The sequence below is a fragment of the Actinomycetospora chiangmaiensis DSM 45062 genome, assembly GCF_000379625.1.
In the GTDB taxonomy this organism is placed as follows: Bacteria; Actinomycetota; Actinomycetes; order Mycobacteriales; family Pseudonocardiaceae; genus Actinomycetospora; species Actinomycetospora chiangmaiensis.
The window spans coordinates 71,107-96,499 of record NZ_KB903245.1; the positions used below are offsets into that span (position 1 = coordinate 71,107).

At 73.8% G+C, this 25,393-nt stretch carries 22 protein-coding genes and 2 tRNA genes; 14 read left to right on the top strand and 10 right to left on the bottom strand.

Going from position 1 to position 25,393, the window contains the following annotated elements; translation table 11 throughout:
* Complete coding sequence (locus A3CO_RS0124380) at positions 1–1,377, bottom strand: aminotransferase-like domain-containing protein (RefSeq protein ID WP_018334879.1); 1,377 nt, start codon at positions 1,375–1,377, stop codon at positions 1–3.
* Between the two features lie 79 nt (positions 1,378–1,456).
* Here A3CO_RS0124380 and A3CO_RS0124385 point away from each other — a divergent pair, with 79 nt between their 5' ends.
* A complete protein-coding gene (locus A3CO_RS0124385) occupies positions 1,457–2,095 on the top strand; it encodes a pyridoxamine 5'-phosphate oxidase family protein (RefSeq protein WP_026204962.1) in 639 nt (212 codons plus the stop codon).
* Positions 2,096–2,098: 3 nt separating this feature from the next.
* On the opposite strand, the gene A3CO_RS0124390 is transcribed toward A3CO_RS0124385, so the two are convergent.
* Genes A3CO_RS0124390 through A3CO_RS0124400 form a run of 3 tightly spaced genes read right to left on the bottom strand, consistent with a single transcriptional unit; the run spans position 2,099 to position 4,354 of the window.
* On the bottom strand, positions 2,099–2,545 hold the full coding sequence (locus tag A3CO_RS0124390) for an ATP-binding protein (RefSeq protein ID WP_018334881.1): 447 nt from the start codon (positions 2,543–2,545) through the stop codon (positions 2,099–2,101).
* A gap of 58 nt (positions 2,546–2,603) precedes the next feature.
* Positions 2,604–3,602 carry an NAD(P)H-dependent glycerol-3-phosphate dehydrogenase gene (locus A3CO_RS0124395; protein ID WP_018334882.1) on the bottom strand — a complete coding sequence of 333 codons (999 nt, stop codon included), beginning with the start codon at positions 3,600–3,602 and terminating at the stop codon, positions 2,604–2,606.
* Entirely contained in the window at positions 3,599–4,354 is a 756-nt protein-coding gene (locus A3CO_RS0124400) for a 1-acyl-sn-glycerol-3-phosphate acyltransferase (protein ID WP_018334883.1), read from the bottom strand. Before A3CO_RS0124400 ends, A3CO_RS0124395 begins: the two co-directional genes overlap by 4 nt.
* Before the next feature lie 200 nt (positions 4,355–4,554).
* Here A3CO_RS0124400 and cofC point away from each other — a divergent pair, with 200 nt between their 5' ends.
* The 7 genes from cofC to A3CO_RS0124435 all read left to right on the top strand — a co-directional run bounded on the left by cofC (position 4,555) and on the right by A3CO_RS0124435 (position 14,084).
* Entirely contained in the window at positions 4,555–5,259 is a 705-nt protein-coding gene (cofC, locus tag A3CO_RS39845) for a 2-phospho-L-lactate guanylyltransferase (protein WP_018334884.1), read from the top strand.
* Positions 5,260–5,320: 61 nt separating this feature from the next.
* Complete coding sequence (locus A3CO_RS0124410; RefSeq protein ID WP_018334885.1) at positions 5,321–7,603, top strand: RNA degradosome polyphosphate kinase; 2,283 nt, start codon at positions 5,321–5,323, stop codon at positions 7,601–7,603.
* Between the two features lie 49 nt (positions 7,604–7,652).
* Positions 7,653–8,594: an NUDIX hydrolase gene (locus A3CO_RS0124415; RefSeq protein ID WP_018334886.1), complete on the top strand. Its 942-nt coding sequence runs from the start codon at positions 7,653–7,655 to the stop codon at positions 8,592–8,594.
* A 178-nt stretch (positions 8,595–8,772) separates the two neighbouring features.
* Positions 8,773–10,704, top strand: a complete 1,932-nt coding sequence (glxA, locus tag A3CO_RS0124420) for a radical copper oxidase GlxA (RefSeq protein ID WP_026204965.1) — start codon at positions 8,773–8,775, stop codon at positions 10,702–10,704.
* 15 nt (positions 10,705–10,719) lie between these two features.
* Positions 10,720–11,652, top strand: coding sequence for an agmatinase (gene speB, locus A3CO_RS0124425; RefSeq protein ID WP_018334888.1), 933 nt, complete (start codon positions 10,720–10,722; stop codon positions 11,650–11,652).
* Positions 11,653–11,676: 24 nt separating this feature from the next.
* On the top strand, positions 11,677–12,414 hold the full coding sequence (locus A3CO_RS0124430) for a nitrilase-related carbon-nitrogen hydrolase (RefSeq protein WP_018334889.1): 738 nt from the start codon (positions 11,677–11,679) through the stop codon (positions 12,412–12,414).
* Positions 12,408–14,084 carry a flavin monoamine oxidase family protein gene (locus A3CO_RS0124435; protein ID WP_018334890.1) on the top strand — a complete coding sequence of 559 codons (1,677 nt, stop codon included), beginning with the start codon at positions 12,408–12,410 and terminating at the stop codon, positions 14,082–14,084. Before A3CO_RS0124430 ends, A3CO_RS0124435 begins: the two co-directional genes overlap by 7 nt.
* A 1-nt stretch (position 14,085) precedes the next feature.
* On the opposite strand, the gene A3CO_RS0124440 is transcribed toward A3CO_RS0124435, so the two are convergent.
* Complete coding sequence (locus A3CO_RS0124440) at positions 14,086–14,916, bottom strand: LysR family transcriptional regulator (RefSeq protein ID WP_018334891.1); 831 nt, start codon at positions 14,914–14,916, stop codon at positions 14,086–14,088.
* Between the two features lie 83 nt (positions 14,917–14,999).
* Between A3CO_RS0124440 and A3CO_RS0124445 the strand changes: the two genes are divergently transcribed.
* Positions 15,000–15,713 (top strand): SDR family oxidoreductase, encoded by a 714-nt coding sequence (locus tag A3CO_RS0124445; protein WP_018334892.1) that lies wholly within the window; start codon positions 15,000–15,002, stop codon positions 15,711–15,713.
* A gap of 75 nt (positions 15,714–15,788) precedes the next feature.
* Here the strand turns inward: A3CO_RS0124445 and leuD are convergent, their stop codons facing one another.
* Complete coding sequence (leuD, locus tag A3CO_RS0124450; RefSeq protein ID WP_018334893.1) at positions 15,789–16,376, bottom strand: 3-isopropylmalate dehydratase small subunit; 588 nt, start codon at positions 16,374–16,376, stop codon at positions 15,789–15,791.
* Between the two features lie 11 nt (positions 16,377–16,387).
* Positions 16,388–17,809, bottom strand: a complete 1,422-nt coding sequence (gene leuC / locus A3CO_RS0124455; RefSeq protein ID WP_018334894.1) for a 3-isopropylmalate dehydratase large subunit — start codon at positions 17,807–17,809, stop codon at positions 16,388–16,390.
* A gap of 55 nt (positions 17,810–17,864) precedes the next feature.
* Between leuC and A3CO_RS0124460 the strand changes: the two genes are divergently transcribed.
* The 3 genes from A3CO_RS0124460 (at position 17,865) to A3CO_RS0124470 (ending at position 20,123) form a co-directional block, all read left to right on the top strand.
* Positions 17,865–18,545, top strand: a complete 681-nt coding sequence (locus A3CO_RS0124460) for an IclR family transcriptional regulator (RefSeq protein WP_026204967.1) — start codon at positions 17,865–17,867, stop codon at positions 18,543–18,545.
* 166 nt (positions 18,546–18,711) lie between these two features.
* Positions 18,712–19,461 (top strand): SDR family oxidoreductase, encoded by a 750-nt coding sequence (locus tag A3CO_RS0124465; RefSeq protein WP_018334896.1) that lies wholly within the window; start codon positions 18,712–18,714, stop codon positions 19,459–19,461.
* 32 nt (positions 19,462–19,493) lie between these two features.
* Positions 19,494–20,123, top strand: a complete 630-nt coding sequence (locus A3CO_RS0124470; protein ID WP_033414956.1) for a pyridoxamine 5'-phosphate oxidase family protein — start codon at positions 19,494–19,496, stop codon at positions 20,121–20,123.
* Between the two features lie 73 nt (positions 20,124–20,196).
* On the opposite strand, the gene A3CO_RS34180 is transcribed toward A3CO_RS0124470, so the two are convergent.
* On the bottom strand, positions 20,197–21,105 hold the full coding sequence (locus A3CO_RS34180) for a catalase family peroxidase (protein WP_018334898.1): 909 nt from the start codon (positions 21,103–21,105) through the stop codon (positions 20,197–20,199).
* 149 nt (positions 21,106–21,254) lie between these two features.
* On the opposite strand from A3CO_RS34180, the gene A3CO_RS36295 reads away from it, so the two are divergent.
* Positions 21,255–21,830 (top strand): dimethylsulfonioproprionate lyase family protein, encoded by a 576-nt coding sequence (locus A3CO_RS36295; protein ID WP_018334899.1) that lies wholly within the window; start codon positions 21,255–21,257, stop codon positions 21,828–21,830.
* A gap of 77 nt (positions 21,831–21,907) precedes the next feature.
* Here A3CO_RS36295 and A3CO_RS0124485 read toward each other — a convergent pair.
* Positions 21,908–21,980 (bottom strand) — tRNA-Glu (locus A3CO_RS0124485).
* 53 nt (positions 21,981–22,033) lie between these two features.
* Positions 22,034–22,105, bottom strand: a tRNA-Gln gene (locus tag A3CO_RS0124490).
* A gap of 155 nt (positions 22,106–22,260) precedes the next feature.
* On the opposite strand from A3CO_RS0124490, the gene ileS reads away from it, so the two are divergent.
* Positions 22,261–25,383 (top strand): isoleucine--tRNA ligase, encoded by a 3,123-nt coding sequence (ileS, locus tag A3CO_RS0124495; protein ID WP_018334900.1) that lies wholly within the window; start codon positions 22,261–22,263, stop codon positions 25,381–25,383.
* The last annotated feature ends 10 nt before the right edge of the window (positions 25,384–25,393 follow it).

A 25,393-nucleotide genomic window follows, 5' to 3' on the forward strand; every position in this document is an offset into this window, starting at 1 on the left:
CTACGCGGGCCCCACGCCCACCTCGGCCAGCACGCCCCGCAGCCGGTCGAGCGCCGTGGCCAGCTCCGCGCGCGTCGGGGCCGCCCACCCGACGAGGACCCCGTGCACGGCCGGGGCGTCGAGGTGGTGCGCGGCCAGGCCGTCGACGAGCACCCCCCGCTCCCCGGCGGCGGCGACCACGGTCCGCTCGGCCGCGGCCGAGGCCAGCGGGACCACCAGGTGCGCGCCCGCCCGGTCGCCCAGCACGGTGTGGCCTGCTGCCCGCACCGCGCCGACCACCAGCGTGCGCCGTACGGCGAGCTCCCGCCGCAGCCGCGCGAGGTGCCGGCCCAACCCGCCGTCGTGGGCCCACGCCGCGAAGACCTGCTGGCCCGCCGGCGCGGGCCGGGTGCCGGTCGCGCGCCGCTGCGCGAGCAGGTCCGCCCCGAGGTCGGGCGGCGCGACGAGCCACCCGACGCCGAGGCCCGGCGTCGCGATCTTGCCGGCGGTCCCGAGGTGGACGACGACGTCGGGCCCGAGCGCGGCGAGCACCGGCAGCGGGGCCACGTCGTAGCGCAGCTCGCCGTCGTAGTCGTCCTCGACCACCCACGCCCCGGCCGCCCGCGCCCGGTCGACCAGCGCCGCGCGACGCGCCACGGGCAGCCGGCCGCCGAGCGGGTACTGGTGGGCCGGGGTCGTGTAGACGAGGTCGAGACCGGGTGGGAGCGTCTCGACGACGAGGCCGTCGGCGTCCACCGCGAGCGGGGTCACCTCGGCGCCCGCCGCGCGGAACACCCCGGCCGCCCGGCGGTAGCCCGGGTCCTCGAGCCCGGCGCGGAGCGGGCGGCCGAGGCGTCGGGTCAGCAGGGCGACCAGCTCGGCGAGCCCGGCGGTGGCACCGGCGGTCGCGATCACGTCGGCGCGGACCAGGCCCCGGGGACGCAGGAGGTGCTCGGCCACCGCCGCGCGGAACCCCGGGACCCCCGCGTACTCGGGCCGCCCGGGCGGCGGGAGGTCCCCCGCGCGACGCCAGGCGCGCCGCCACGACGCCGGGTCGAGCACCTCCAGGCACGGGGCGCCCGGACGCAGGTCGGTCCCGGCCGGGACCGGGGCCGGGGCCGGGGGGACGTCGGCCCGCGCCGGCGTCGCGTGCCCCCCGCCCGGCGAGGGGGACGCCAGGACGAACGTCCCCGACCCGTGGCGGGCGCCGAGCCACCCCTCGGCGACGAGCTGGTCGTAGGCGGCCGCGGTGACGGTGCGGCTGACACCGAGCTCGCGGGCGAGGACGCGGGTGGCCGGGACCCGGTCGCCCGTGCGGAGCCGGCCGTCGAGCGCGGCGGTGCGCAGCCCGTCCGCGACCTGGACCGCGAGCGGGGTCGACGCCGACCGGTCGAGCACGACGATCACGAGTGGCCTCCCGGGACGGCGAGGAAGTGGCCCTCGCAGCATGCCACCGTGCCGGGCGACGATCACCGGCATGCTCTCCCCCACGCCGCGGACCCGGCTCCGCCGCAAGCGCGACCGCCAGGCGTCCGACCCCACGACCCTGCACGCGATCCTCGACGAGGCGCTGGTCTGCCACCTCGGGGTCGTCGACCCCGACGGTGCCCCGCTGGTGCTCCCGACGATGCACGCCCGCGTGGGCGACGTGGTCTACGTCCACGGGTCGAGCGGCGCGGCGACCCTCGCGCTCGAGCGGGAGGTCTGCCTCACCGTCACCCTGCTCGACGGCCTGGTGCTCGCCCGCTCCGTGTTCGCCCACTCCGCGAACTACCGGAGCGCGGTCGTCCGCGGCCGCGCCCGGCGGGTCACCGACCCCGACGAGCACCTCCGGGCCCTCGAGGCGATCGTCGAGCACCTGACCCCCGGCCAGTGGGCGCACGCGAGGCAGCCGGACCGCCGGGAGAGTGCGGCGACCGCGGTGCTCGCACTGGACCTCGACGAGGCCAGCGTCAAGGTCCGGCAGGGCCCGCCGGGCGACCCGGAACTCGTCGCCGCGGGCGACGACCGCTGGGCCGGGGTGGTCCCGGTGACCACCGTGCTCGGGGCGCCGCGGACGTGCCCGGCGCTACCGCCGGACACCCCCGTGCCGGCGCACGTGCTCGACCGCGCCTGACGGCTACGGGGAGACCCGGCTCCGCAACTGCACCGTGGTGCCGTGGGAGCCCGAGAGGACGGTGGCGCGGGCGAGGGTGTGCATGAGGGGCAGCCCGCGTCCCCGCCAGCCGTACCCCGTGCTGCGGCGCCACGCGCCGTCGTCGGAGACGGTGACCACGAGGTCACGGCCGCCGAACAGGGGCGGCGAGACGGCGGCCCACAGCCGCATCTCACCGGGACGCTCGGCCGTGGAGTAGGCGTGGTCGACGACGTTCGCGAGCGCCTCGTAGACGGCGAGCGCCAGGTCGTCGGCGGTGTCCGGGTCGGCCCACTCGCGCAGCCAGGTGCGGAAGGTGCGGCGCAGCGCGGAGGCGTTCGCCCGGTCCGCCGGGGCGGTCCGCTCGAGGGCGACCACCGGGCGCTCGGCGGTCACGCGGGGCGGCGGCCCCATGCGCTGCAGCACGTCCACGAGACCGGGGTTTCCTCGGGCGACCCGACACGAAACGCACTCGATGCGGCGGGACCCCTCACTCCGGCTTGCGGGAGCGGTTGATCAGCTCGTCGCCCACGTCACGCGCCGACACCGTCCCGGCGCACACCCGGCGGACGGCGTCCACGATCGGGGTGTCGACGCCGTGGGTGCGGGCCAGCTCCCCGATCGCCTCGCACGACTTCACGCCCTCGGCGACCTGACCGTGGTTGGCCTCCTCGGCCTCGGCCACCGACATGCCCCGCCCCAGCGACTCCCCGAAGCGACGGTTGCGGGAGAGCGGCGAGGAGCAGGTGGCGACGAGGTCGCCCATTCCGGCGAGGCCGGCCAGCGTCATCGCCTGGCCCCCGAGGGCGACCGTCAGGCGCGAGATCTCCGCGAGGCCCCGGGTGATGAGCGAGGCCGTCGTGTTGTCGCCGTAGCCCTGGCCCGACGCCATGCCGCAGGCCAGCGCGATGACGTTCTTGCACGCCCCGCCGAGCTCGCAGCCGATGACGTCGACGTTGGTGTAGGGCTTGAAGTAGCCGGTCGAGCACTCGTGCTGGACGGCGACCGCGCGGTCGTGGTCGGTGCAGGCGACGACGGTGGCGGTGGGCTGCTCGGCCGCGATCTCCCCGGCGAGGTTCGGCCCCGAGAGCACCGCGATCCGATCGGGCGCCACCCGTCCGGCGTCCGCGATCACCTCGCTCATGCGCTTGAGCGTGCCCATCTCGACGCCCTTGGCGAGGCTCACCACGGTCGCACCGCGCGGCAGCTGGTCCGCCCAGTCCGCCAGGTGCTCCCGCAGCCGCTGCGCGGGGATCGCCAGCACGACGGTGGTGACCCCGTCGAGCGCCGCCTCGGCGTCGTGCGTGGCGCGCAGGGCGGCGGGCAGCTTGATGTCGGGGAGGTACTCCGGGTTGACGTGGTCGGTGGCGATCGCGTCGGCCACCTCCTGCCGACGGGCCCAGAGCGTCACGTCGGTGCCCGCGTCGGCGAGCACCTTCGCGAACGTGGTCCCCCACGAGCCGGCGCCGAGCACCGCGTAGCGGCTCACGCCGCGTCCCCCGCCGGCCGGACCTCGCCGCGCACGTCCTCGAGCAGCGCCCCGATCGCGGCCATCATCCGCTCCGTCGTCTCCTTCATCAGCCGCGCGCCCGGCGGGCGGTCGCCGACCCGGGCCCGCAGGTCGTCCATCGGCAGCGGCTCCCCGGCGCGCACCGTGATGGTGGTGCGCAGCGGCGACGGCCGGAACCGCTTCCGGTAGTGGTCGTAGACCGACAGCGTCCCCCAGTGCACCACCGGGATCACCGGCACGTCGTGCAGCAGCGCCAGCCGGGCGGCCCCCGAGTGCGCCGCCATCGGCCACCCCGCCGCGTCCCGGGTGATCGTGCCCTCGGGGTAGATCACCACGACGCCGCCGTCAGCGAGCGCCCGCTCGGCGGCCGCGAGGCTCGTCCCCGCGTCCCGGGACCCGCGCGAGACCGGGATCTGCCGCGAGCCGGCCATGACCCGCCCGAACCCCGGCGTACGCCACAGCGAGTCCTTCGCGAGGAACCGCGGCACGCGCCGTGCCCGGTGCACGAAGACCGCCGTGTAGACCGGGTCGAGGTAGGAGACGTGGTTGCCGACCAGCAGGGCCGGGCCCTCGGCGGGCACGTGCTCCAGCCCCTGCATCCGGCGCCGGGCCAGCAGCCACGTCATCGGGTAGAAGACCACGGCGGCCAGGAAGACCCACGGGCCGCCGGGCTCCCGCCGTCGTCGCGTCACCGGCGCCGGAGCCGTCGGGGAACCGTCTGCGATCGCCACGCGGGCCAGCCTCCTCGTCGCACGTCCTCGTCGACCTGCCGGGGCGGCCCCCGGCACGCTGCGAGGGAGTTTGTCGTGACCCGTGATCGCCGTCCAGACGATCGTCCCCGAGGGTTCCCGACGCCCGACGACGGCGGCCCCGTCCGCCCGGAGGGGTCGGCCGGTGGCCTCCCCCGCCCGCCGGGTCCACGATGGTGACCATGGCGGAGCGCGGTCCCGCGGCGGCCCCCGAGGTGGCGGGACTCGTCGTCCCGGTCAAGGAGCTGCGCCGCGCCAAGACCCGGCTGGCGGCCGCCAGTGCCGCGGTGGCCGCCACGGTGGTCGACCACCGCGCCGCTCACGCCGACCTCGCGCTCGCCCTCGCGGCCGACACCCTCGCGGCGGTCCTCGCCTCGTCGGTCCGTCGGCTCGCCGTCGTGACCTCCGAACCGCGGCTCACCGCGGCGGCCGACCCGCCGGTCGTCGGGACCGATCCGCGGGTCGAGCTCGTGGCCGACCCGGGCGGCGGGCTGCACGCCGCGATCACGGCCGGCCTCGAGCACCTCGGACGGCGGCCGGTGGGCGTGCTGCTGGCCGACCTCCCCGCCCTGCGCCCCGAGGAGCTCGATGCGGCCCTCGCGGCGGGCAGGGAAGCGCTGCGGACGGCGCCGGCGGCGTTCGTCGCCGACCACACCGGCGAGGGCACGTCCCTGCTGCTCGCCGGGCCGGGCTTCCTGCCCCGGTTCGGGCCGCGGTCGGCGGCCGCCCACGCGGCGGCGGGCGCGGTCCCGCTCGGCGGCGACTGGCCGGGCCTGCGCCACGACGTCGACGTGCCGGCCGACCTCGACGAGGTGCGCGCGCTCGGCGTCGGCCCCGCGACGCGGGCCTGGCCGGGCCTCGCCCCCCTCGCCGCGGGACGACGCTGAGGCGCCGGACTCGGGTGGCGTGTCCCGCAACCCTCGGCGTCCGGCGCCGCGTCCCGTCAGAATGGGCCGGGTGAGCGACTCGACGGACACCACGCTCGAGGAGGCCGGCCCGATCTCGGACCCCGGCCCGCCCCCGCCCGCCCCGGCGCCGCCGGCCCGGTCGCCCGAGGGGCGCGGCCGCATGCCGGCCGCGCCCGCGGCCGCGACCCCGGCCACCGGCGAGGACGACCCCGCGGACCTCCCCGAGGACCGCTACGACAACCGCGAGCTGTCGTGGCTGGAGTTCAACGCCCGGGTGCTCGCGCTGGCCGAGGACACCAGCCAGCCGCTGCTGGAGCGCGCCAAGTTCCTGGCGATCTTCGCGTCGAACCTCGACGAGTTCTACATGGTCCGGGTGGCCGGTCTGAAGCGCCGCGAGGAGACCGGACTGTCGGTGCGCAGCGCCGACGGCCTGACCCCGCGCGAGCAGCTCGCCCGAATCGCCGCACGCAACCAGGAGCTCGCCGAGAAGCACGCCCGGATCTGGCAGAAGGACGTCGGGCCGGCCCTCGAGGAGGCCGGCATCCACGTCATCGGGTGGGACCGCGTCAGCGCCGAGGCGCGCGTGCGGCTCTCCGCGTGGTTCGACGCCCAGGTCTTCCCGGTGCTCACCCCGCTCGCGGTGGACCCCGCGCACCCGTTCCCCTACATCTCGAACCAGTCGCTCAACCTCGCCGTCGCGGTGCGCGACCCGCAGACCGGCGTCGAGCACTTCGCGCGCGTCAAGGTGCCGAACAACGTGCCCCGGCTGGTCCGGGTGGGGCCGGAGCCGGGCGAGGACGACGACGAGGGCGCCGACTCGACCAACCTCGACCGCCGCTGCTGGTTCCTGCCGATCGAGGACCTCATCGCCGAGCACCTCGACCACCTCTTCGAGGGCATGGAGGTCGCCGAGCACCACGTGTTCCGGGTGACCCGCAACGCCGACCTCGACGTCGAGGAGGACCGCGACGAGGACCTGCTGCAGGCCCTCGAGCGCGAGCTCGCCCGCCGTCGCTTCGGGCCGCCCGTCCGCCTCGAGATCACCGACCGGATGAGCGAGCACATGCTCGAGCTGCTGCTGCGCGAGCTCGACGTGGACCCGCACGACGTCGTCCAGGTGCCCGGGCTGCTCGACCTCTCGTGCCTGATGGAGCTGCTCTCGCTCAACCGCCCCGAGCTGAAGGACCCGGTGTTCGTCCCGGCGACGCACCCCGCGTTCAGCGAGGGCGAGACGCCGAAGAGCGTCTTCGCCACCCTGCGCGAGGGCGACGTGATGGTCCACCACCCCTACGACTCGTTCTCCACGAGCGTGCACCGCTTCATCGAACAGGCGGCGAACGACCCGAAGGTCCTCGCGATCAAGCAGACGCTCTACCGCACCTCGGGCGACTCCCCGATCGTCGAGGCGCTGATCGAGGCGGCGGAGGCGGGCAAGCAGGTCGTCGCCGTGGTGGAGATCAAGGCGCGGTTCGACGAGCGGGCGAACATCAACTGGGCCCGCGCGCTGGAGCGCGCCGGGGTGCACGTGGTGTACGGGCTCGTCGGCCTGAAGACGCACTGCAAGGCCGCGCTGGTGGTGCGCCAGGAGGGCTCGACGATCCGCCGCTACTGCCATCTGGGCACCGGCAACTACAACCCGAAGACCGCCCGGCTCTACGAGGACATCGGCGTGTTCACCGCGGACGAGACGATCGGCGCGGACCTCACCGACCTGTTCAACGTCCTCACCGGCTACGCGCGGCGGCGCAAGTACCGCCGCCTGCTCGTCGCGCCCTACGGCGTGCGGCGCGGGCTGATCGAGCGGATCGACGCGGAGCGCAAGCGGGCGCAGAAGGGCAAGCGGTCCGGCATCCGGATCAAGGTGAACGGGCTGGTCGACGAGCAGGTCATCGACGCCCTCTACCGCGCCTCGCTGGCCGGTGTGCCGATCGACCTCGTCGTCCGCGGCATCTGCGCGCTGCGGGCCGGGGTGCCCGGGCTCTCGGAGAACATCCGCGTCCGGTCCATCCTCGGCCGCTTCCTCGAGCACTCGCGGATCTTCCACTTCGTGGGGGCGGGCGAGCACTGGATCGGCAGTGCCGACATCATGCACCGCAACCTCGACCGCCGGGTCGAGGTGCTGGCGCCGGTCACCGATCCACGACTGGTCGCCCAGCTCGACGAGATCCTCGACTCGGCGACCGCCCCGTCGACCCGGTGCTGGAGCCTCGACCCGGACGGCTCCTGGACGCCGTGGCCGGTCGCGGCCGGGGAGGGGACCGAGGGGATCCAGGTGTGCGACCACCAGACCCAGCTGCTGCTGCGCCGGGAAGGGAAGGCGTGAGGGCAGGGACGCCGAGGGCAGGCACGCGGAGCGCAGCGGAGCCGGACCGATGACGACGCCGCCCGACGACGGGCCGGTGCCGAAGGCGGTGCACGCCGCCGGTGCCGTGCTCTGGCGGCCGGCGTCGGCGGGGGGCGTCGAGGTCGCGGTGGTGCACCGTCCGCACCACGGCGACTGGAGCCTGCCGAAGGGCAAGGTCGACGAGGGCGAGTCCCGGGCACGGACCGCGGTCCGCGAGATCGCCGAGGAGACCGGGTTCGGCGCCGTGCTCGGGCGCCACGTGGCCACCGTGCGCTACATGGTCGGCGAGGACCGCAAGGTCGTCGACTACTGGGACGCACGGGCCGGCGCCGGGAGCTTCACCCCGAACGGCGAGACCGACGAGCTGCGCTGGCTCGCCCCCGCGGCCGCGGCGCCGCTGCTGACCTACGACTCCGACCGCGACGTCCTCGCGGACTTCACCGACGCCCCGTTCCCGCTGCGGACGCTGCTGCTGGTGCGCCACGCGAAGGCGGGCAAGCGGGGCAGCCACGACGACGACGCCCGCCCGCTCGTCGACGCGGGCCGCGAACAGGCCCGGCGCCTCGGCGACCTGCTCGCCGCGCACGGCGTGGAACGCCTCTACTCCGTGGGGCGGACCCGCTGCATCCAGACGCTCGAGCCCGCCTCGCACCGGCTCGGCGTCGGGATCGCCGTCGACGACGCGTTCGCCGACGAGGCCGTCGCCGCCGACCCGCACCGTGCCCGCGAGCGGCTGCTCGAGCTGGCGGGCCGGGACGGGGTCGCGGCGGTGTGCGCCCAGGGGTACGGCATCCCCGCCCTGGTCCGCGACCTGGCCGCCGACCCCGACTCCGACGCCGGCCCCCGCCCCGGGGTGCGGAGCAACCGCCGGCTGTCCGACCCGCCGTCACGCAAGGGCAGCGCGTGGGTGCTCTCGTTCCACGGCACCACGCTCGTCGCCGCCGACTACGTGCGCGACCCGGCCGTCTGAGCGGGCGACGAGCGCCGTCCGTCGATGATCACACCCCGGTCGTCGACGGCCCGGCCCCGTCGCGGGATCACGAAACGGACTCGATTAGCGTGAGGCAAGGCCGTCCGCCGGGTCGGCCCCCGGCCTGCGCTCCCCCGTCGTCAGGCCCGACCCGGCTCGTGGTCCGTGGAGGGTGGGCTTGCGCGCGAAGACACGTCGGTACCGGCAGATCGCACTGGTGGCCGTCGCCGCTGCCGTGCTGCTCGGCGTCAACGTGCCCCCGGCGTTCTCCTACGTGCAGGAGTGGCGGCACGAGCGGCTGATCAACAGCCCCGACTACAAGGCGCAGTACGGGCACTGGGACACCATCGAGGTGCCGCCCGACAACCGCGTCAACTCCATCCACGCGGTCCTGCTCAGCACGGGCAAGGTCCTCCTCATCGCCGGGTCCGGCAACAAGGAGGACATGTTCGCGACGAAGGCCCTCAAGAGCCTCGTCTACGACCCCACGACGGGGCAGTCGCGGATGATCCCGGTCCCCGACGACATGTTCTGCGGCGGGCAGACCGTGCTCCCCGACGGCCGGGTGCTCTTCGCCGGCGGGACGCAGCGCTACGAGAAGCTCGACGGCGCCGTGACCAACGCGGCCGGCGCGATGCGCGTCAAGAACGAGAGCCCCGACGGGCCGCGCTTCCTGCCGGCCGGGACGGAGTTCGTCGCCCCGTCCGGGCAGAAGTACAAGTCGGACTTCGACGTCACCGTGCCCCCCGCCACCAAGGCGGGCGTCGGCCGGCGCACGCAGGTCACGGCGGCCGAGGAGAAGGTCTTCGTCGAGTCGGAGGCCCCCGGACCGCAGGCGGTCAACGGCAACCGCGACAAGTACACGGTCTCGGGTCTCCCGGCCGCGGACTCGAAGAACGTCTACGGCATCGGCGAGCCGATGACCCTGGACAAGCAGGACTACCAGGGGACGAACAAGGCATACACGTTCGACCCGAAGACCGAGGCGTGGACCCAACTGCCGGACATGAACCAGCCCCGCTGGTACCCGACGCTCACCCCGCTCTCCGACGGCAACGTGCTCACCGTCGCCGGCCTGGACGGCGTCGGGCAGGTGCTCAACGGGCTCTCCGAGGAGTTCAACCCCCGCACCAACACCTGGATCGACCGCCGGAACACGCTCACCCAGTACTTCCCGACCTACCCGGCGCTGTTCGAGACCGAGAAGCCCCGCCAGATCGTCTACACCGGCTCGAACGCCGGTTACGGCCCGGCGACCGAGGGCCGCACCCCCGGGTTCTGGGACATCAACACGGGCGCGTTCACCCCGATCCCCGGGCTGCGCGACCCGCAGCTCATGGAGACCTCGGGCTCGTCGTGGATCGGGCCGGTGCAGGACCAGCGCCTCGCCGTCGTCGGCGGCGGCGGGGTCGGTGAGAGCCCGGTCTCCTCCGCGCGGATCGACTTCCTGAACCTCAAGGACCCGGCGCCGCACTTCACCCCGGGCCCGAACCTGGCGCAGCCGACCCGGTACCCGAACCTGGTCAACCTGCCCGACGACACCACGCTGATCACCAACGGATCGCTGGACTACCGCGGCAAGGGTGCGACGAACAACCATCTCGCCTACACCCTCGACCCGGCGACGAACCAGCTCACGCCGATGGCCGACCCGCGGATCGGGCGCGACTACCACACCGAGTCGCTGCTGCTGCCCGACGGCCGCGTGCTCGTGGCCGGCTCGGACCCGCTGTTCGACGACGAGAAGAACACGGTCCCCGGCACGTTCGAGCAGCGGATCGAGATCTTCACACCGCCGTACCTGGAGTCCGGCGCGCCGCGCCCGACGATCTCCTCGGCCCCGCCGACGATGACCCGCGGGCAGACCGTGACCATCCCGACCCCGGACGCCTCCCGCATCGCGAAGGCCCGTCTCATCCGCACCTCGTCGGCCACGCACGTGACGACGTCGGACATGCGGGACGTGGCCCTGGACATGCAGAAGACCCCGGACGGGGTGTCGGTGACGGTGCCGAACGAGGCGACCATCGTGCCGCCCGGCCCGTACATGCTGTTCCTCGTCGACGACAAGGGCGTGCCGAGCGAGGCGAAGATCGTCGATGTGCCCTAGCCGGACGCCCGGTCGATGATCGGGCCCGTGGACGGTCAGGTGGTCCCGCGCTTCGCGGGGCCACCGACGTTCGCGCGTCTCCCCCGGCTCGACGAGGTGTCCCGGGCCGACGTCGCGATCGTCGGGCTGCCGTTCGACGCGGGGACGAGCTACCGGCCGGGCGCCCGCTTCGGGCCGGCCCACATCCGGGCGTCCTCCCGGTTGCTGCGGCCGTACCACCCGGCGGTCGGCACCTCGCCGTTCGCGGCGCTGCAGGTCGCCGACGCCGGGGACCTGGCGCTCAACCCGTTCGACATCGTCGAGGCCCTCGCCGCGGCCGAGACCGGTATCCGGGGGCTCGCCGAGGACGGCGCGACCGTCGTCGGCCTCGGCGGCGACCACACCCTCGCCCTCCCGGCGCTGCGCGCGCTGCACGCCCTCCACGGCCCGGTCGCGGTGCTGCACTTCGACGCGCACCTCGACACCTGGGACACCTACTTCGGAGCCCCGTACACCCACGGCACCCCCTTCCGGCGGGCGTCCGAGGAGGGGCTCATCGACCGGGAACGGTCGATGCACGTGGGGATCCGCGGTCCGCTCTACTCCGCCGCGGACCTCGACGACGACGCCCGGCTCGGCTTCGCGGTCGTGCGCGCCGACGACTACGAGACCGACGGTGTGGCGCGCGCGGTGGAGCGGCTGCGAAGGCGACTCGACGGTGGCCCGGTGTACGTGTCGGTGGACATCGACGTCCTCGACCCGGCCGCCGCCCCCGGGACGGGGACCCCGGAGGCCGGCGGGCTCACGAGCCGGGAACTGCTCCACACCCTGCGCGGTCTGCAGGGCCTCGACATCGTGGGCTTCGACGTGGTGGAGGTCGCCCCGGCCTACGATCACGCCGAGATCACCGGCATCGCCGCCGCGCACGTGGTGTACGACCTGCTGGCGGTGCTCGCCGCCGGCCGGTGAGCCGTCAGCACGCTCGGAGGAGCCATGCGGATCGCGGTCTGGCAGGCACGGGGTCCCGACGCCGGGTCGGAGCGGCTCGTCGCCGCCGTCGCCCGGGCCGCCGCGGCCGGGGCCGACGTCCTGGTCACCCCGGAGCTGTTCGCCACCGGGTACGGCGTCCCCTTCGGCGGGCCGGACCCCGACCTGCTGCCGCGCGCCCGGGAGGCGGCGGCCGCGCACGGCGTCGCGCTCGTCGTCTCCGAGCCGCACGACGGGCACGTCACCGCGGCCGTCGTGGGGCCCGACGGCGAGCTGCTCGGCCGCTACACGAAGACCCACCTCTGGGGCGACGACGAGCGGGCCGCGTTCACGCCCGGCGACGGCACCCCGCTGATCGTCGACCTCGCGGGCGAACGGTGCGCGGTCGTCATCTGCTACGACGTCGAGTTCCCGGAGGTCGTCCGGTCCCTCGCGCTGGCCGGGGCGCGTACGGTCCTCGTCCCGACCGCCCTCGACGACCCCGCCGTCGCCCGCGTCCTCGTCCCCGCCCGGGCCATGGAGAACGGCGTGGCGATCGCCTACGCCAACCAGTGCGGCGACCCGTTCTGCGGCGCCAGCCTGATCGTCGGCCCCGACGGCACGGTGCTCGCCCGCGCGGGCGAGGACGAGGAGCTGCTCGTCGCGGACGTGTCGCGACCCCCGGGGCTCACCGACTACCTCGGTGACCGGCGTCCGGAGGTGTACCGGCTGGGGCGAGCGGAGCGACGGGGACCGTCATGGTGATCTCCGACGGGCCGTCGATGCTGGTGCCGGACTTCCCCTTCGCCTACGACACCTACCTCGCCCACCCGGCGGGTCTCGGCCGGGTGCCGGACGCGGCGCTCGGCACCGAGGTCGCGGTGATCGGCGCCGGGATGGCGGGGCTGGTCGCGGCCTACGAGCTGATGCGCCTCGGCCTCCGACCGGTCGTCTACGAGGCCGGCGAGATCGGGGGCCGGCTCCGCTCCCAGGCCTTCCCCGGCGCCCCGGACGCCGTGGCCGACCTGGGCGGCATGCGCTTCCCCGCCTCGGGCCGCGCGTTCGGCCACTACCTGCGCGTCCTCGGCGTCCGCACCTCGCCGTTCCCGAACCCGCTCGCGCCGCAGACCCCCTCGACGGTGATCGAGCTGGCGGGGCGCAGCCACTACGCCGAGACCGCCGAGGACCTCCCGCCGGTCTTCGGGGAGGTCTCCCGGGCGTGGGCGACCGCGCTCGCCGACGGGGCCGAGCTCCCCGCCCTGCGCGCCGCGATCGCCGCCCGCTCCCCGAGCGCGATCAAGTCGATCTGGAACCGTCTGGTCCCCGCCCTCGACGACGAGAGCTTCTCCGGCTTCCTCGCCCGCTCTCCATCGTTCGCCGACTTCCACCACCGGGAGCTGTTCGGCCAGGTCGGCTTCGGCACCGGCGGCTGGGACACCGACTTCCCCAACTCGATGTTGGAGATCCTGCGGGTCGTGGCCACCGACGCCGACGACCAGCACGTCCGGATCCACGGCGGCGCCCAGTCCGTCCCGCTCGCCCTCTGGCGCCGGGCGCCCTCGCAGCTGCACCACTGGACACCGGGCGCCTCGCTGGAGTCGCTGCACGGCGGGTCCCCGCGTCCCGCCGTGCGGGCCCTGCGCCGGAGACCGGACGGGCGGATCGGCGTGCTCGACCGGTGGGGCACCGAGCGGGCCTACCCGGCGGCCGTCTCGACGGTGCAGTCGTGGCTGCTCTCGGCGGGCATCGACACCGACGAGTCGCTGTTCTCCCACGACCTCTGGATGGCCCTCGAACGCTCGCACTACATGCAGAGCTCGAAGACGTTCGTGCTGGTGGACCGGCCGTTCTGGCGCGACCGCGACCCGTCGTCGGGCCGGTTCGTCCTGTCCACCACGCTCACCGACCGGATGACCCGCGGGACCTACCTGCTCGACGGCGGGGGTGGTCTCGACGATCCCGACGCCGCCACCCGCCCGGCCGTGGTGTGCCTGAGCTACACCTGGAACGACGACGCCCTGAAGTGGCTCGCGCTGCCGACCGACGAGCGGGTGCGCCTCATGCTGCACTCGTTGCGCCAGATCTATCCCGACCTCGACGTGGCCTCGCACATCCTGGGTGAGCCGATCACGATCTCGTGGGAGCGCGAACCGCACTTCATGGGCGCGTTCCGCGGGAACCTGCCCGGCCACTACCGCTACCAGCGGCGCCTGTTCACGCACTTCGTGCAGGACGCGCTCCCCCCGGAGCACCGCGGCCTGTTCCTCGCCGGCGACGACATCTCGTTCACCCCGGGGTGGGCCGAGGGCGCCGTGCACACCGCCCTGAACGCGGTGTGGGGCGTGGTGCACCAGCTCGGCGGTCACTCCGCGCCGGGCAACCCGGGGCCGGGCGACCGCTTCACCGAGCTCGCGCCGGTCGACCTGGACGGCTGATCTACAGCCGCGTCGCGCACCGCACGAGGTCGGCCACCGCCCGGGAGCGGCTGTGCGGCGGCCAGGCGATCATCGTGGTCACCCGGGGGGCGTCGACCACCGGGACGGCCACGACGTCGTCGGCCAGCCCGTGCCGTGCGGAGTCCGGCAGCACCGCGACGGCCCGGCCGAGCGAGACGAGCTGCCGGAGCTGGGCGGTGTCCCGGACCGCCGGGCCCGGACCGTCCGCGTACCCGCCGTCGGGACGGGGCCAGCGCGGCAGCGGCACGTCGGCGACATCGGCGAGCCGCAGCTCGCCCCGCGTGGAGAGCGGGTGCCCGGCGGGTAGGAAGAGCGACTGGCCCTCGGTGGCGAGGTCCTCGCCGTCGAAGCCGGCGGTGGAGTCGAACGGCCGGTGCAGCAGGGCGACGTCGGCGCGCCCGTCGCGGAGCATCCGCTCCTGCTGCCCCGGACCGCAGAGCTGCACGTCGACCTCGACGGCGCCGGGCTCCGCGGCGTAGGCGTCGAGCAGCTTCGCGAGCAGCTCCTCCGACGCGCCCGCCTTCGCGACGAGGACCAGTCCCGGCCCCGGATGCGCCGCGCGCCGCGTGCGCCGCTCCGCCGCCTCGACGGCCTCCAGGGCGACCCGGCCCTCGGCGAGCAGGACGGCACCCGCGGCGGTCAGGGCGACCTCGCGGGTGGTGCGCTCGAGCAGGCGGGCCCCGACGCGGCGCTCGAGCTGCGCGATCGCGCGCGAGAGCGGCGGCTGGGCGATGCCCAGCCGCTCGGCCGCCCGACCGAAGTGCCGCTCCTCGGCGACCGCGACGAAGTACCGCAGCTCCCGCGTCTCCACCCCGTCATTGATACCCCTGCGGTATCGGCGGCGACCGAGGCGGTCTTGGACCCCGGGCGGCCGGCGGGCCGAGGATCGGTGCCATGAGCGAGGAGCAGACGGTCGCCCTGGTCACCGGGGCGAACAAGGGCATCGGGTACGAGATCGCGGCGGGCCTCGGCGCGCTGGGGATGCGGGTCGGCGTCGGGGCGCGCGACGACGCCCGGCGCGAGGAGGCCGTCGGGAAGCTGCAGGCCGCCGGCGTGGACGCGTTCGGGGTGCCGCTCGACGTCACCGACGACGCGAGCGTCGCGGCCGCTGCGGCGTCGCTGGACCGGCTCGACGTGCTGGTCAACAACGCGGGCATCACCGGGAGCGCCGAGCAGCTGCCGACGAAGGTCGAGATCGACACCATCCGCCGCGCCGTGGAGGTCAACGTCTACGGCGTCGTGCGCGTCACCAACGCGATGCTGCCGCTGCTGCGCGCCTCGGCACATCCGCGGATCGTCAACGTGTCCTCCGGCGTCGGGTCCCTCACCCGCCAGAGCTCCGGCGGCGAGACCGGGCCGATCTCGGCGGCCTACTCCCCCTCGAAGACGTTCCTCAACGCCGTGACGGTCCAGTACGTCAAGGAGCTGGCGGACACCCGGATCCTGATCAACCTGGCCTGCCCCGGCTACGTCGCCACGGACCTCAACGGCTTCCGCGGCCACCGCACCCCGCAGCAGGGCGCGGCGACCCCGATCCGCCTGGCCACCCTTCCCGACGACGGGCCCACCGGCGGCTATTTCGAGGACGCGGGCCCGATCCCGTGGTGACCACGCCCGTGAAAGCGGAGCGTCGTCGCTGTCACTGGTCGACAGCAACGACGCTCCGCTGCCACGGGTCGGGTGCTAGACCGTCGTCGGCTTGTGCGACGGACGGGCCTGCTCGTAGGCCGTGATGTCCTCCTCGTGGCGGAGGGTCAGGCCGATGTCGTCGAGGCCCTCGAGCAGCCGCCAGCGGGTGTAGTCGTCGACGGAGAACGGGACGACGAGGTCTTCCGCGGTGATCGTCTTCGAGTGCAGGTCGACGGTGAGCTCCAGGCCCGGCCGCGACTCGATCTTCTTCCACAGCAGCTCGACGTCGGACTGGTCGACGGTGGCGGCGAGGAGGCCTGCCTTCGACGAGTTGCCCTTGAAGATCTCGCCGAACCGCGACGAGACGACCACCCGGAACCCGTAGTCCATGAGCGCCCAGACCGCGTGCTCGCGCGACGAGCCGGTGCCGAAGTCGGAGCCCGCGACGAGCACGGACCCGCGGTCGTAGGGCTCCTGGTTGAGCACGAACGAGGGGTCCGAGCGCCAGGAGGCGAACAGCCCGTCGTCGAACCCGGTGCGTGTGACGCGCTTGAGGAAGACGGCCGGGATGATCTGGTCGGTGTCGACGTTCGACACCCGCAGCGGGGTGCCGATGCCGGTGTGGGTCGTGAACTTCTCCATGGTCAGCTCCCTCAGACCGTCGTCAGCACGGTGGGCGTCAGGTCCTCGGGGGAGCTGAGCGTCCCCCGCACGGCCGTGGCGGCCGCGACCAGCGGCGACACCAGGTGGGTGCGCCCGCCCCGGCCCTGCCGGCCCTCGAAGTTCCGGTTCGACGTCGAGGCGCAGCGCTGCCCCGGCGCGAGCTGGTCGGGGTTCATCCCGAGGCACATCGAGCAGCCCGCGTTGCGCCACTCGGCGCCGGCGTCGAGGAACACCTGGTCCAGGCCCTCCGCCTCGGCCTGGGCCTTCACGGCCATCGAGCCGGGGACCACGAGCATCTGGACGCCGTCGGCGACCCTGTTGCCCCGCAGCACGTCCGCCGCCGCGCGGAAGTCCTCGATGCGGGCGTTGGTGCACGAGCCCAGGAAGACGACGTCGACGGCGATGTCGCGCAGCTTCGTGTTGGGCTCGAGGCCCATGTAGGCGAGCGCCTTGCGGGTGGCCGCCGCGGCGTCGTCGTCCATCGTCGCGGGGTCGGGCACCGACTCGCCGAGGGGAAGGCCCTGGCCCGGGTTGGTGCCCCAGGTGACGAACGGGGTCAGCGAGTCGGCGTCGATGTGCACGACGGCGTCGAACACGGCGTCGTCGTCGGTGCGCAGTTCGCGCCAGGCCGCGACCGCGGCGTCCCACTCCGCGCCCTGCGGGGCGTGCGGGCGGCCCTTCAGGTACGCGAAGGTCGTCTCGTCGGGCGCGACCATCCCGGCACGGCCGCCGGCCTCGATGGACATGTTGCACATCGTCATGCGCGCTTCCATGGACATGTTCCGCACGGCCTCGCCGCGGTACTCGAGCACGTAGCCCGCGCCGCCGCCGGTCCCGATCTGGGAGATGACCTTGAGGATGACGTCCTTGCTGGTCACCCCCGGGCGCAGCTCGCCGTCGATCTCGATGGCCATGGTCCTGAACGGCTTCAGCGGCAGCGTCTGGGTCGCCATGACGTGCTCGACCTCGGAGGTGCCGATGCCGAACGCGAGCGCCCCGAACGCGCCGTGGGTGGAGGTGTGGGAGTCGCCGCAGACGACCGTGGTGCCGGGCTGGGTGAGCCCCAGCTCCGGGCCGATCATGTGCACGATGCCCTGGTTGGCGTCGCCCATCGGGAAGAGCCGGACGCCGAACTCCTCGACGTTGCGCCGCAGCGTGGCCACCTGGGTCGCGGACACCTCGTCCGCGATCGGCGCGAGGATGTCGAGCGTCGGGACGTTGTGGTCCTCGGTGGCGATCGTGAGGTCCGGACGGCGGAGCGTGCGGCCGTGCAGGCGGAGCCCGTCGAAGGCCTGCGGGCTGGTCACCTCGTGGACCAGGTGGAGGTCGATGTAGAGCAGGTCGGGCTCGTCGCCCTCCCCCTGCCTCACGACGTGCTGGTCCCAGACCTTCTCGGCGAGTGTGCGTCCCATCCGTCCCTGCCTGCGTGGTGGTGAATCCCAGATCGTGGGATTAGTGTGTCGCTCTGTGGGACAGAGTAGCGGAATCGGGGTGCTCGACAAGGCGGTGGGTGTGCTGCGCGCCGCCGCGGTGGCGCCGTGCGGGCTCTCCGAGCTCGTCGAGCGCACGGGCCTGGCCCGCGCCACCGCGCACCGGCTCGCCGTCGGGCTGGAGGTCCACCGTCTCCTCGAGCGCGATCCCGACGGCCGGTGGCGTCCCGGCCCCGCGCTCGCGGAGATGGCGCACGGCCACCACGACCCGCTGCTGACCGCCGCCGAGGAGGTCCTGCCGACGCTGCGCGACCTCACCGGGGAGTCGGTCCAGCTCTACCGGCGCGAGGGCGACTCGCGGGTGTGCGTCGCCGCCGCCGAGCCCGCCTCGGGCCTGCGCGACACGGTGCCGGTCGGGGTGCGCCTCCCCCTGACGGCGGGCTCGGGCGCGAAGGTGCTGATGGCCTGGTCTGAGGACCCGACGGCGTTCGATCCCGACCTGCTGGCCGAGATCCGTCGTCGGGGCTGGGCGCAGAGCGTGGCCGAGCGGGAGAAGGGGGTCGCGAGCGTGTCGGCGCCGGTCCGGGGGCCCGACGGCTCGGTGGTCGCGGCGGTCTCGGTCTCGGGTCCGGTCGACCGGATCGGGCGGAAACCCGGCTCCCGCTGGGCCAACGACCTGCTCGCCGCCGCCCGGGCGCTGGAGAAGGCGCTGGCGTGACCGGTTGCCGACGTCCAGCGTCAGCCGTGTGCCACCGCTGACGCTCGATGTCAGCCGTGTGCCACCGCTGACGCTCGACGTCAGCAGGCCGCCACGTCGGCCCCGGCGTGAGCGGGCCGCCGTCGGGGAATGTCGATCGTGTCCGTTCCCCCGGCGAGGAGGCCTCATGACGGCACTGCAGGACAAGGTCGCGATCGTGACGGGCGGTGCCTCCGGGATCGGCCGGGCCACGGCGGTGGCCTTCGCTGCGGCGGGCGCCTCCGTGGTGGTGACCGACCTCGACGGCGAGGGCGCGGCCGCCGTCGCGAAGGAGCTCGGGCCGACCGCGCGTTCCGCACAGGTCGACGTGACCGACGCCGAGGCCTCCGCAGCCGCCGTCGCCCTGGCCGAGCAGGAGTTCGGCCGGCTCGACATCCTCTCCTGCAACGCCGGGTTCACCGGTTTCCCCACGCCGACGATGGACGCGTCCGAGGACGAGTTCGACCGCATCTTCCGTATCAACGTCAAGGGCGTCTGGCTCGGCGTCCGGGCCGCCGTGCCCGCTCTGCGGCGCAGCGGCGGCGGGGCGATCACGATCGTCGGCTCGATCATGGGTGAGCGCACCCGCCCGGGCTTCGGCGCCTACGCGTCGAGCAAGGCGGCAGTGAACCACCTCGCGCGCACCCTGGCCCTCGAACTGGCGCCCGACATCCGCGTCAACTGCCTCGCCCCGGTGGCCACCGACACCGCGATGCTCCCCCAGTTCCTCGGGCCGGAGGACCCGGCGGGCGCCCGTGAGCGGTTCATCGGCAGCATCCCGCTCGGCCGGCTCGGGCAGCCCGAGGACATCGCGAACGCCGCGGTGTACCTCTCGTCCGACGCGGCCGCGTTCCTCACCGGTGTGGTGCTCCCGATCGACGGCGGGCGCAGCGTCTAGAAACCCCTCGCGGAGCTGCCTACGGTGAGGTGGTGAGCGAGCAGATCACCAGTCTCGAGCAGCTCCGCGAGGTCGTCGGCGAGCCGGTGCGACGCGCGGTCGTCAAGGAGCGCGACCGCCTCGACGACGTCGACCGGGCCTTCATCGCCCGCAGCCCCTTCCAGCTGATCGCGACCTCCGACGCCCACGGCCGGGTCGACGTCTCCCCCAAGGGCGACCCGGCCGGCTCGGTGCTGGTGCTCGACGACCACACGCTCGCGATCCCGGACCGTCCTGGGAACCGCCGGGTGGACGGCTTCGCCAACATCGTCGAGAACCCGCACGTCGGGCTGCTGTTCCTGGTGCCACGGCGTCACGACACGCTGCGCGTCAACGGCACCGCCCGGATCCTGCTCGACCCGCCCTACGCCGAGCGGATGCGCCACCGCGGCCACGTGCCGCAGATCGTCCTCGAGGTCACCGTCGAGGAGGTCTTCACGCACTGCGCGAAGGCGTTCCTGCGCTCCGACCTGTGGAAGCCCGAGGCATGGCCGGCCGACGACCTGCCGTCGATCGCGCAGATGGCCGCCCGCACCACCGACGACATGACGGTGGAGCAGATGGAGGCGTTCTACACCGAGGAGCACACCCGCGCGATCATGTACGGGACGACGCCACCCTGACCCGCGCCCGGCCAGGTGCCTCCGGCCCGTGAGTACTCATCCGTGCCGGAGCACGGAAAAGTGCACACGACCGTCAGGTCCTGCGCCGGACCGACTCCGCATAGACGTGGTAGCGGAAGTGCAGGATCGGGTCGTCGGACATCTCGATCCCGTCGGTGACGCGGGTCGGGTCGTTGACCAGCACGTCGCCGTTCTGCTCGCGCTCGGTGTCCGGGCCGGTGCACTTGACCAGCCCGAGGTCGACCCACTCGCGGTCCTCGGGCCAGGCGCGGCTCGGGTCGACGGTCTGGTCGCCGTCCTGCGCGAGCTGGGCGAGCAGGCGGTGGCGCACCGGGAGCTGCTCGAACACGCCGTCCATGAGGTAGTCGTTGTCGGCGGTCTCCCACTGGTCCTGCGGCAGGAACGCCATGCCGTCGACGGGCTCGAAGCGGAAGCGGACGTACTGCTCGTCGCCGTCGGCATTGACCAGCTTGTAGGCGTTCATGGAGTTGAACGCGGTCCGACCCCAGGCCAGTGGCGGGTCGCCCAACGCGGCGATGGCGTCGAGCGCCTCCTTGATGTGCGGGTGCTCGGCGAGGAACTCCTCGGTGGTGACCGGACCGGAGTTCTGCGCCTTCATCAGGCCGTGGAACTCCTCGGGCGTCGCCGCCGGGAACACCGGCCAGGTCTGCAGCGCGAGGTCGGTCTCGGAGCCGTCCGGCAGGTAGAACTTCACCGCCATGCCGCGCGGGTCGTTGACCGCCGCGTCGGAGCACCGGGGGTTGCCGGCGCCGTTGGAGAACCGGACCGTGATGCGGACCGGGTCGCCCTGCATGTGGGCCGCCCGCGTGAGCTTGCTCGCCTCCGGCGTCGCGGTGAACGTGCCGGTGAGCAGGACCCCCTTGGTGTGGGTGACACGGTGCCCGGGCACCGACCCCATCACCCCCGACGTCTCGTCGAGCGTGGCCTTCGCGAGGGCGGTGTCGTCGCGGACGGTGGTCATCGGTCCCCCGAGGTGTTCGGTTGTGTCCAATCGGATTCGTCGACGGTAACGTGTGTCAGCGGTCACGTCGACCCCTCGCGCCGGATCCCGCCGTCGTCCGTCCGACGTCGTCCTGTCGCTCCCGGCCCGACCGGGGCAGGATCACCGGGGTGACCGCCGCCGGACCTGCCGTCGACGCGCTGACGGCCCGGTTCGTCGCCGCCCTGGGCCGACGCGGGGCGATGGCGGAGCTCATGGCCGTGGCGAGCCTCGGCGGCGCCGTGCCGCTCGTCGACCCGGTGCCGGACCTCCCCGTGCTCGCCCACCTCGACGACGCGGCCGCCCGGGTCGCCGACGAGGTCGACGGCCAGCTCGCCGAGGCGGTCGGCCTGCTCGCCCGCCGGGCCCCATGGACCCGGACCGCCTCGTACGTATCCGACGACGCCCTGTTCGCCGGGTACGCGCACGCGCCGCTCCGCACCGACGACGACGTCGTGCTCGGGCTCGTCCTCCTCGGCCCCGGCGTGCACTACCGCGCCCACCACCACCCTGCCGAGGAGTACTACCTGCCGCTCGGCGCGATCCGGTGGGACCACGGCGAGGGGTGGGTCGACGAGCCGGCGGGCGAGCTGATCCACCACGCGCCCTGGCAGCCGCACGCGATGCGCACCGGCGACCGGGCGGTCCTGCTCGCGTACCTGTGGTTCGACGAGATCGACACACCGTCGGTCTTCGTGGAGCCGTGAGCCCTCCCGCTGCCGTCGGGAAGACCCCGGGAACGACGGAACGCCCCGACCCGCAGGGGTCGAGGCGCTCCGTGATGTAGCCCCGAGGGGATTCGAACCCCCGCTACCGCCTTGAGAGGGCGGCGTCCTAGGCCGCTAGACGACGGGGCCCTAGGAGGAACAGCGGCTGGAACTCTACAAGATCGCCCGGTCGCTGCCCGCAGCTGGGGTACCAGGACTCGAACCTAGAACAACTGAACCAGAATCAGCCGTGTTGCCAATTACACCATACCCCATGGCTGTCACCCACCGTGACCAGCAGGCCCCGGCGCCGACGCGGACAACTGTACCGAACGCCCGAGACCGGGTTCGAGCACCCCCCACCCGTCGCACCCTTCCCGCAGGTCACGCACCCGTCCGGGCGTGCGGGCACGCTGAGTACGCTGGACCGGTGAGTCCGAGCTTCGCCCCCCTGCCCGCCAGCGTCGACCTGCCGGCGGTCGAGCAGGAGATCCTCGAGCGCTGGGACAAGCGCGACGTGTTCCGGCGCTCGCTGGAGCAGACCGCCGAGGGCGAGCCGTGGATCTTCTACGAGGGCCCGCCGACCGCGAACGGCACGCCCGGCACCCACCACGTCGAGGCCCGCGCCTTCAAGGACCTGTTCCCCCGCTTCAAGACGATGCGCGGCTACCACGTGCCGCGACGCGCGGGCTGGGACTGCCACGGCCTGCCGGTGGAGCTCGCCGTCGAGAAGGAGCTCGGCTTCACGAGCAAGGGCGACATCGAGCGGTACGGGATCGCGGAGTTCAACGCGGCCTGCCGCGAGTCGGCGCTCAGGAACGTCTCGGCCTTCGCGGCGATGACCGAGCGCATGGGCTACTGGGTCGATCTCGACGAGGCCTACATGACGATGGCCCCGCGCTACGTCGAGAGCGTCTGGTGGTCGCTCAAGACCATCTTCGACAAGGGGCTGCTGGTCGAGGACCACCGCGTCACGCCCTACTGCCCGCGCGACGAGACGCCGCTCTCGGACCACGAGGTCGCCCAGGGCTACGAGGACGACGTCGACCCGAGCGTCTACGTCCGGTTCCCCCTCACCGACGGCCCCTGGGCCGGCGCGGACATGCTGGTGTGGACGACCACGCCGTGGACCCTGCCGTCGAACACGGCGGTCGCGGTGGAGCGGTCGGTGGTCTACGTCCGGGTGCGCCACGGCGACGAGGACCTGGTGCTGGCCGAGGACCTCCTCGGGCACGTGCTCGGGTCCGACGACGTCGAGGTGACGGCCCGCCTCACCGGCGCCGAGCTCATCGGCTCCCACTACACGCGGCCGTTCGAGCTGCTCGCGGGCGACCGCTTCGGCGACGCCTTCCGGATCGTCCACGGCGACCACGTCACCACCGACGCCGGCACCGGCCTGGTCCACATGGCCCCCGCCTTCGGCGCAGAGGACCACCTCGTCGCGAAGAACGAGGGCCTCGAGATGGTCAACCCGATCGGCTCGAACGGCCACTTCCTCGACGACGTGCCCCTCGTCGGCGGGATGTTCTTCAAGGCCGCCGACCCGACGCTGATCGCCGACCTCGAGGCGCGCGGCGTCATGTTCCGCGCCGAGTCCTACGAGCACTCGTATCCACACTGCTGGCGCTGCCACACGCCGCTGATCTACTACGCGCTGCCGTCGTGGTTCATCCGGACGACCGCGATCCGGGAGAAGCTCCTCGCCGAGAACGAGGGCACGAACTGGTACCCGCCGCACATCAAGCACGGCCGGTACGGCGCCTGGCTGGAGAACAACGTCGACTGGGCGCTCTCCCGCAAGCGCTACTGGGGCACGCCGCTGCCGATCTGGCGCAACGACGCGGACCCGTCCGAGGTCGTCGTCGTGGGCTCGCTCGCCGAACTGGGGCAGCACGCCGGCCAGGACCTGAGCGCGCTCGACCCGCACCGCCCCTACGTCGACGACGTCACCTTCCCCGCCCCGAGCGGCACGGGCACGATGCGCCGGGTCCCCGACGTCATCGACGTCTGGTACGACTCCGGCGCGATGCCGTTCGCCCAGTGGGGCGCCCCGCACCACCACGAGGGCGACTTCGAGACGGCCTACCCGGCCCAGTACATCTGCGAGGCGATCGACCAGACGCGCGGGTGGTTCTACTCGCTGATGGCGGTCGGGACGCTGGTGTTCGACCGGTCGTCCTACGAGAACGTCGTCTGCCTGGGCCTGCTGCTCGACGAGCACGGCCGCAAGATGTCGAAGCACCTCGGCAACATCCTCGACCCGTTCGAGCTCTTCTCCACCCACGGCGCGGATGCCGTCCGGTGGCTGATGCTCGCGCAGGGGTCGCCGTGGGTGGACCGGCGCGTCGGGCACGACACGCTGCGTGAGATCGTCCGGAAGGTCCTGCTGACCTACTGGAACACGGCGTCGTTCCTCGTCACCTACGCCAACGCCGCAGGCTGGGCGCCGTCCTCGGACGCTCCCGCGGCCACCCACGTGATGGACCGCTGGGCCCTCGGCGAGCTGCGCGGATGCGTCACCGAGGTGACCGCGGCGCTCGACGACTTCGACTCGTCGCGGGCCGGTCGCGCGATCGTCGCGTTCATCGACGACCTGTCGAACTGGTACGTCCGCCGTTCCCGGCGCCGCTTCTGGGACGGTGACCCGGCCGCGCTCGCGACGCTGCACGAGTGCGTCGAGACGGTCAGCCGGCTGATGGCGCCGTTCACCCCGTTCGCCACCGACTACCTGTGGACGCTGCTGCAGGGCGAGGGTGGCGCCGGGCTGCCCGAGGGCACGCCGGACTCGGTCCACCTCGCGCCGTGGCCGGTCGCCGAGGGCCTTCCCGACGACGGGTCGCTGCGGGCGGACATGGACCTCGTCCGCCGCGTGGTGGAGCTCGGTCGATCGACCCGCGCCGCGTCCGGGGTGCGCACGCGGCAGCCGCTGTCGCGCGCCGTCGTCTCCGCGCCCGGCTTCGCCTCGCTCGGCCGCGAGCTGCTCGACGAGATCGCCGAGGAGCTCAACGTCGCCGTCGTCGAGCCGGCCGGCTCGGAGCTCGTGCAGCTCGACGTGAAGCCGAACTACCGGGCGCTGGGCAGGCGGTTCGGCAAGCAGACGCCGACCGTGGCCGACGCCGTGAAGGCCTCCACCGACGCCCCGGTCGACGGGGTGCTGACGGTGACGGTCGACGGGGCGCCGGTCGAGCTGTCGGGCGACGAGATCGTCGTCTCCGAGACCCCGCGCGAGGGCTGGGCGGTGCGCTCCGAGGGCGGCCTGTCGGTCGGGCTCGACACCGAGCTGACCGACGAGCTGCGCGAGGCGGGCCTGCTCCGCGACGTGCTGCGCTTCGTGCAGGACGCCCGCAAGCGTCTGGGCTTCGAGGTGTCCGACCGGATCGAGCTGTGGTGGACGGCGGGGCGTGCCGACACGGCGGCCGCGATCCGGAACGGCGCCGACACGCTCGCCACCGAGTGCCTGGCCGTGTCGATCACGGAGGGCGAGGGCCCGGCCGCGCTGTCGGGCCAGCCGTCGGAGGATCTCGGCCTCACGGTGTGGGCTACGCCCAGGTGAGCACTAAGTG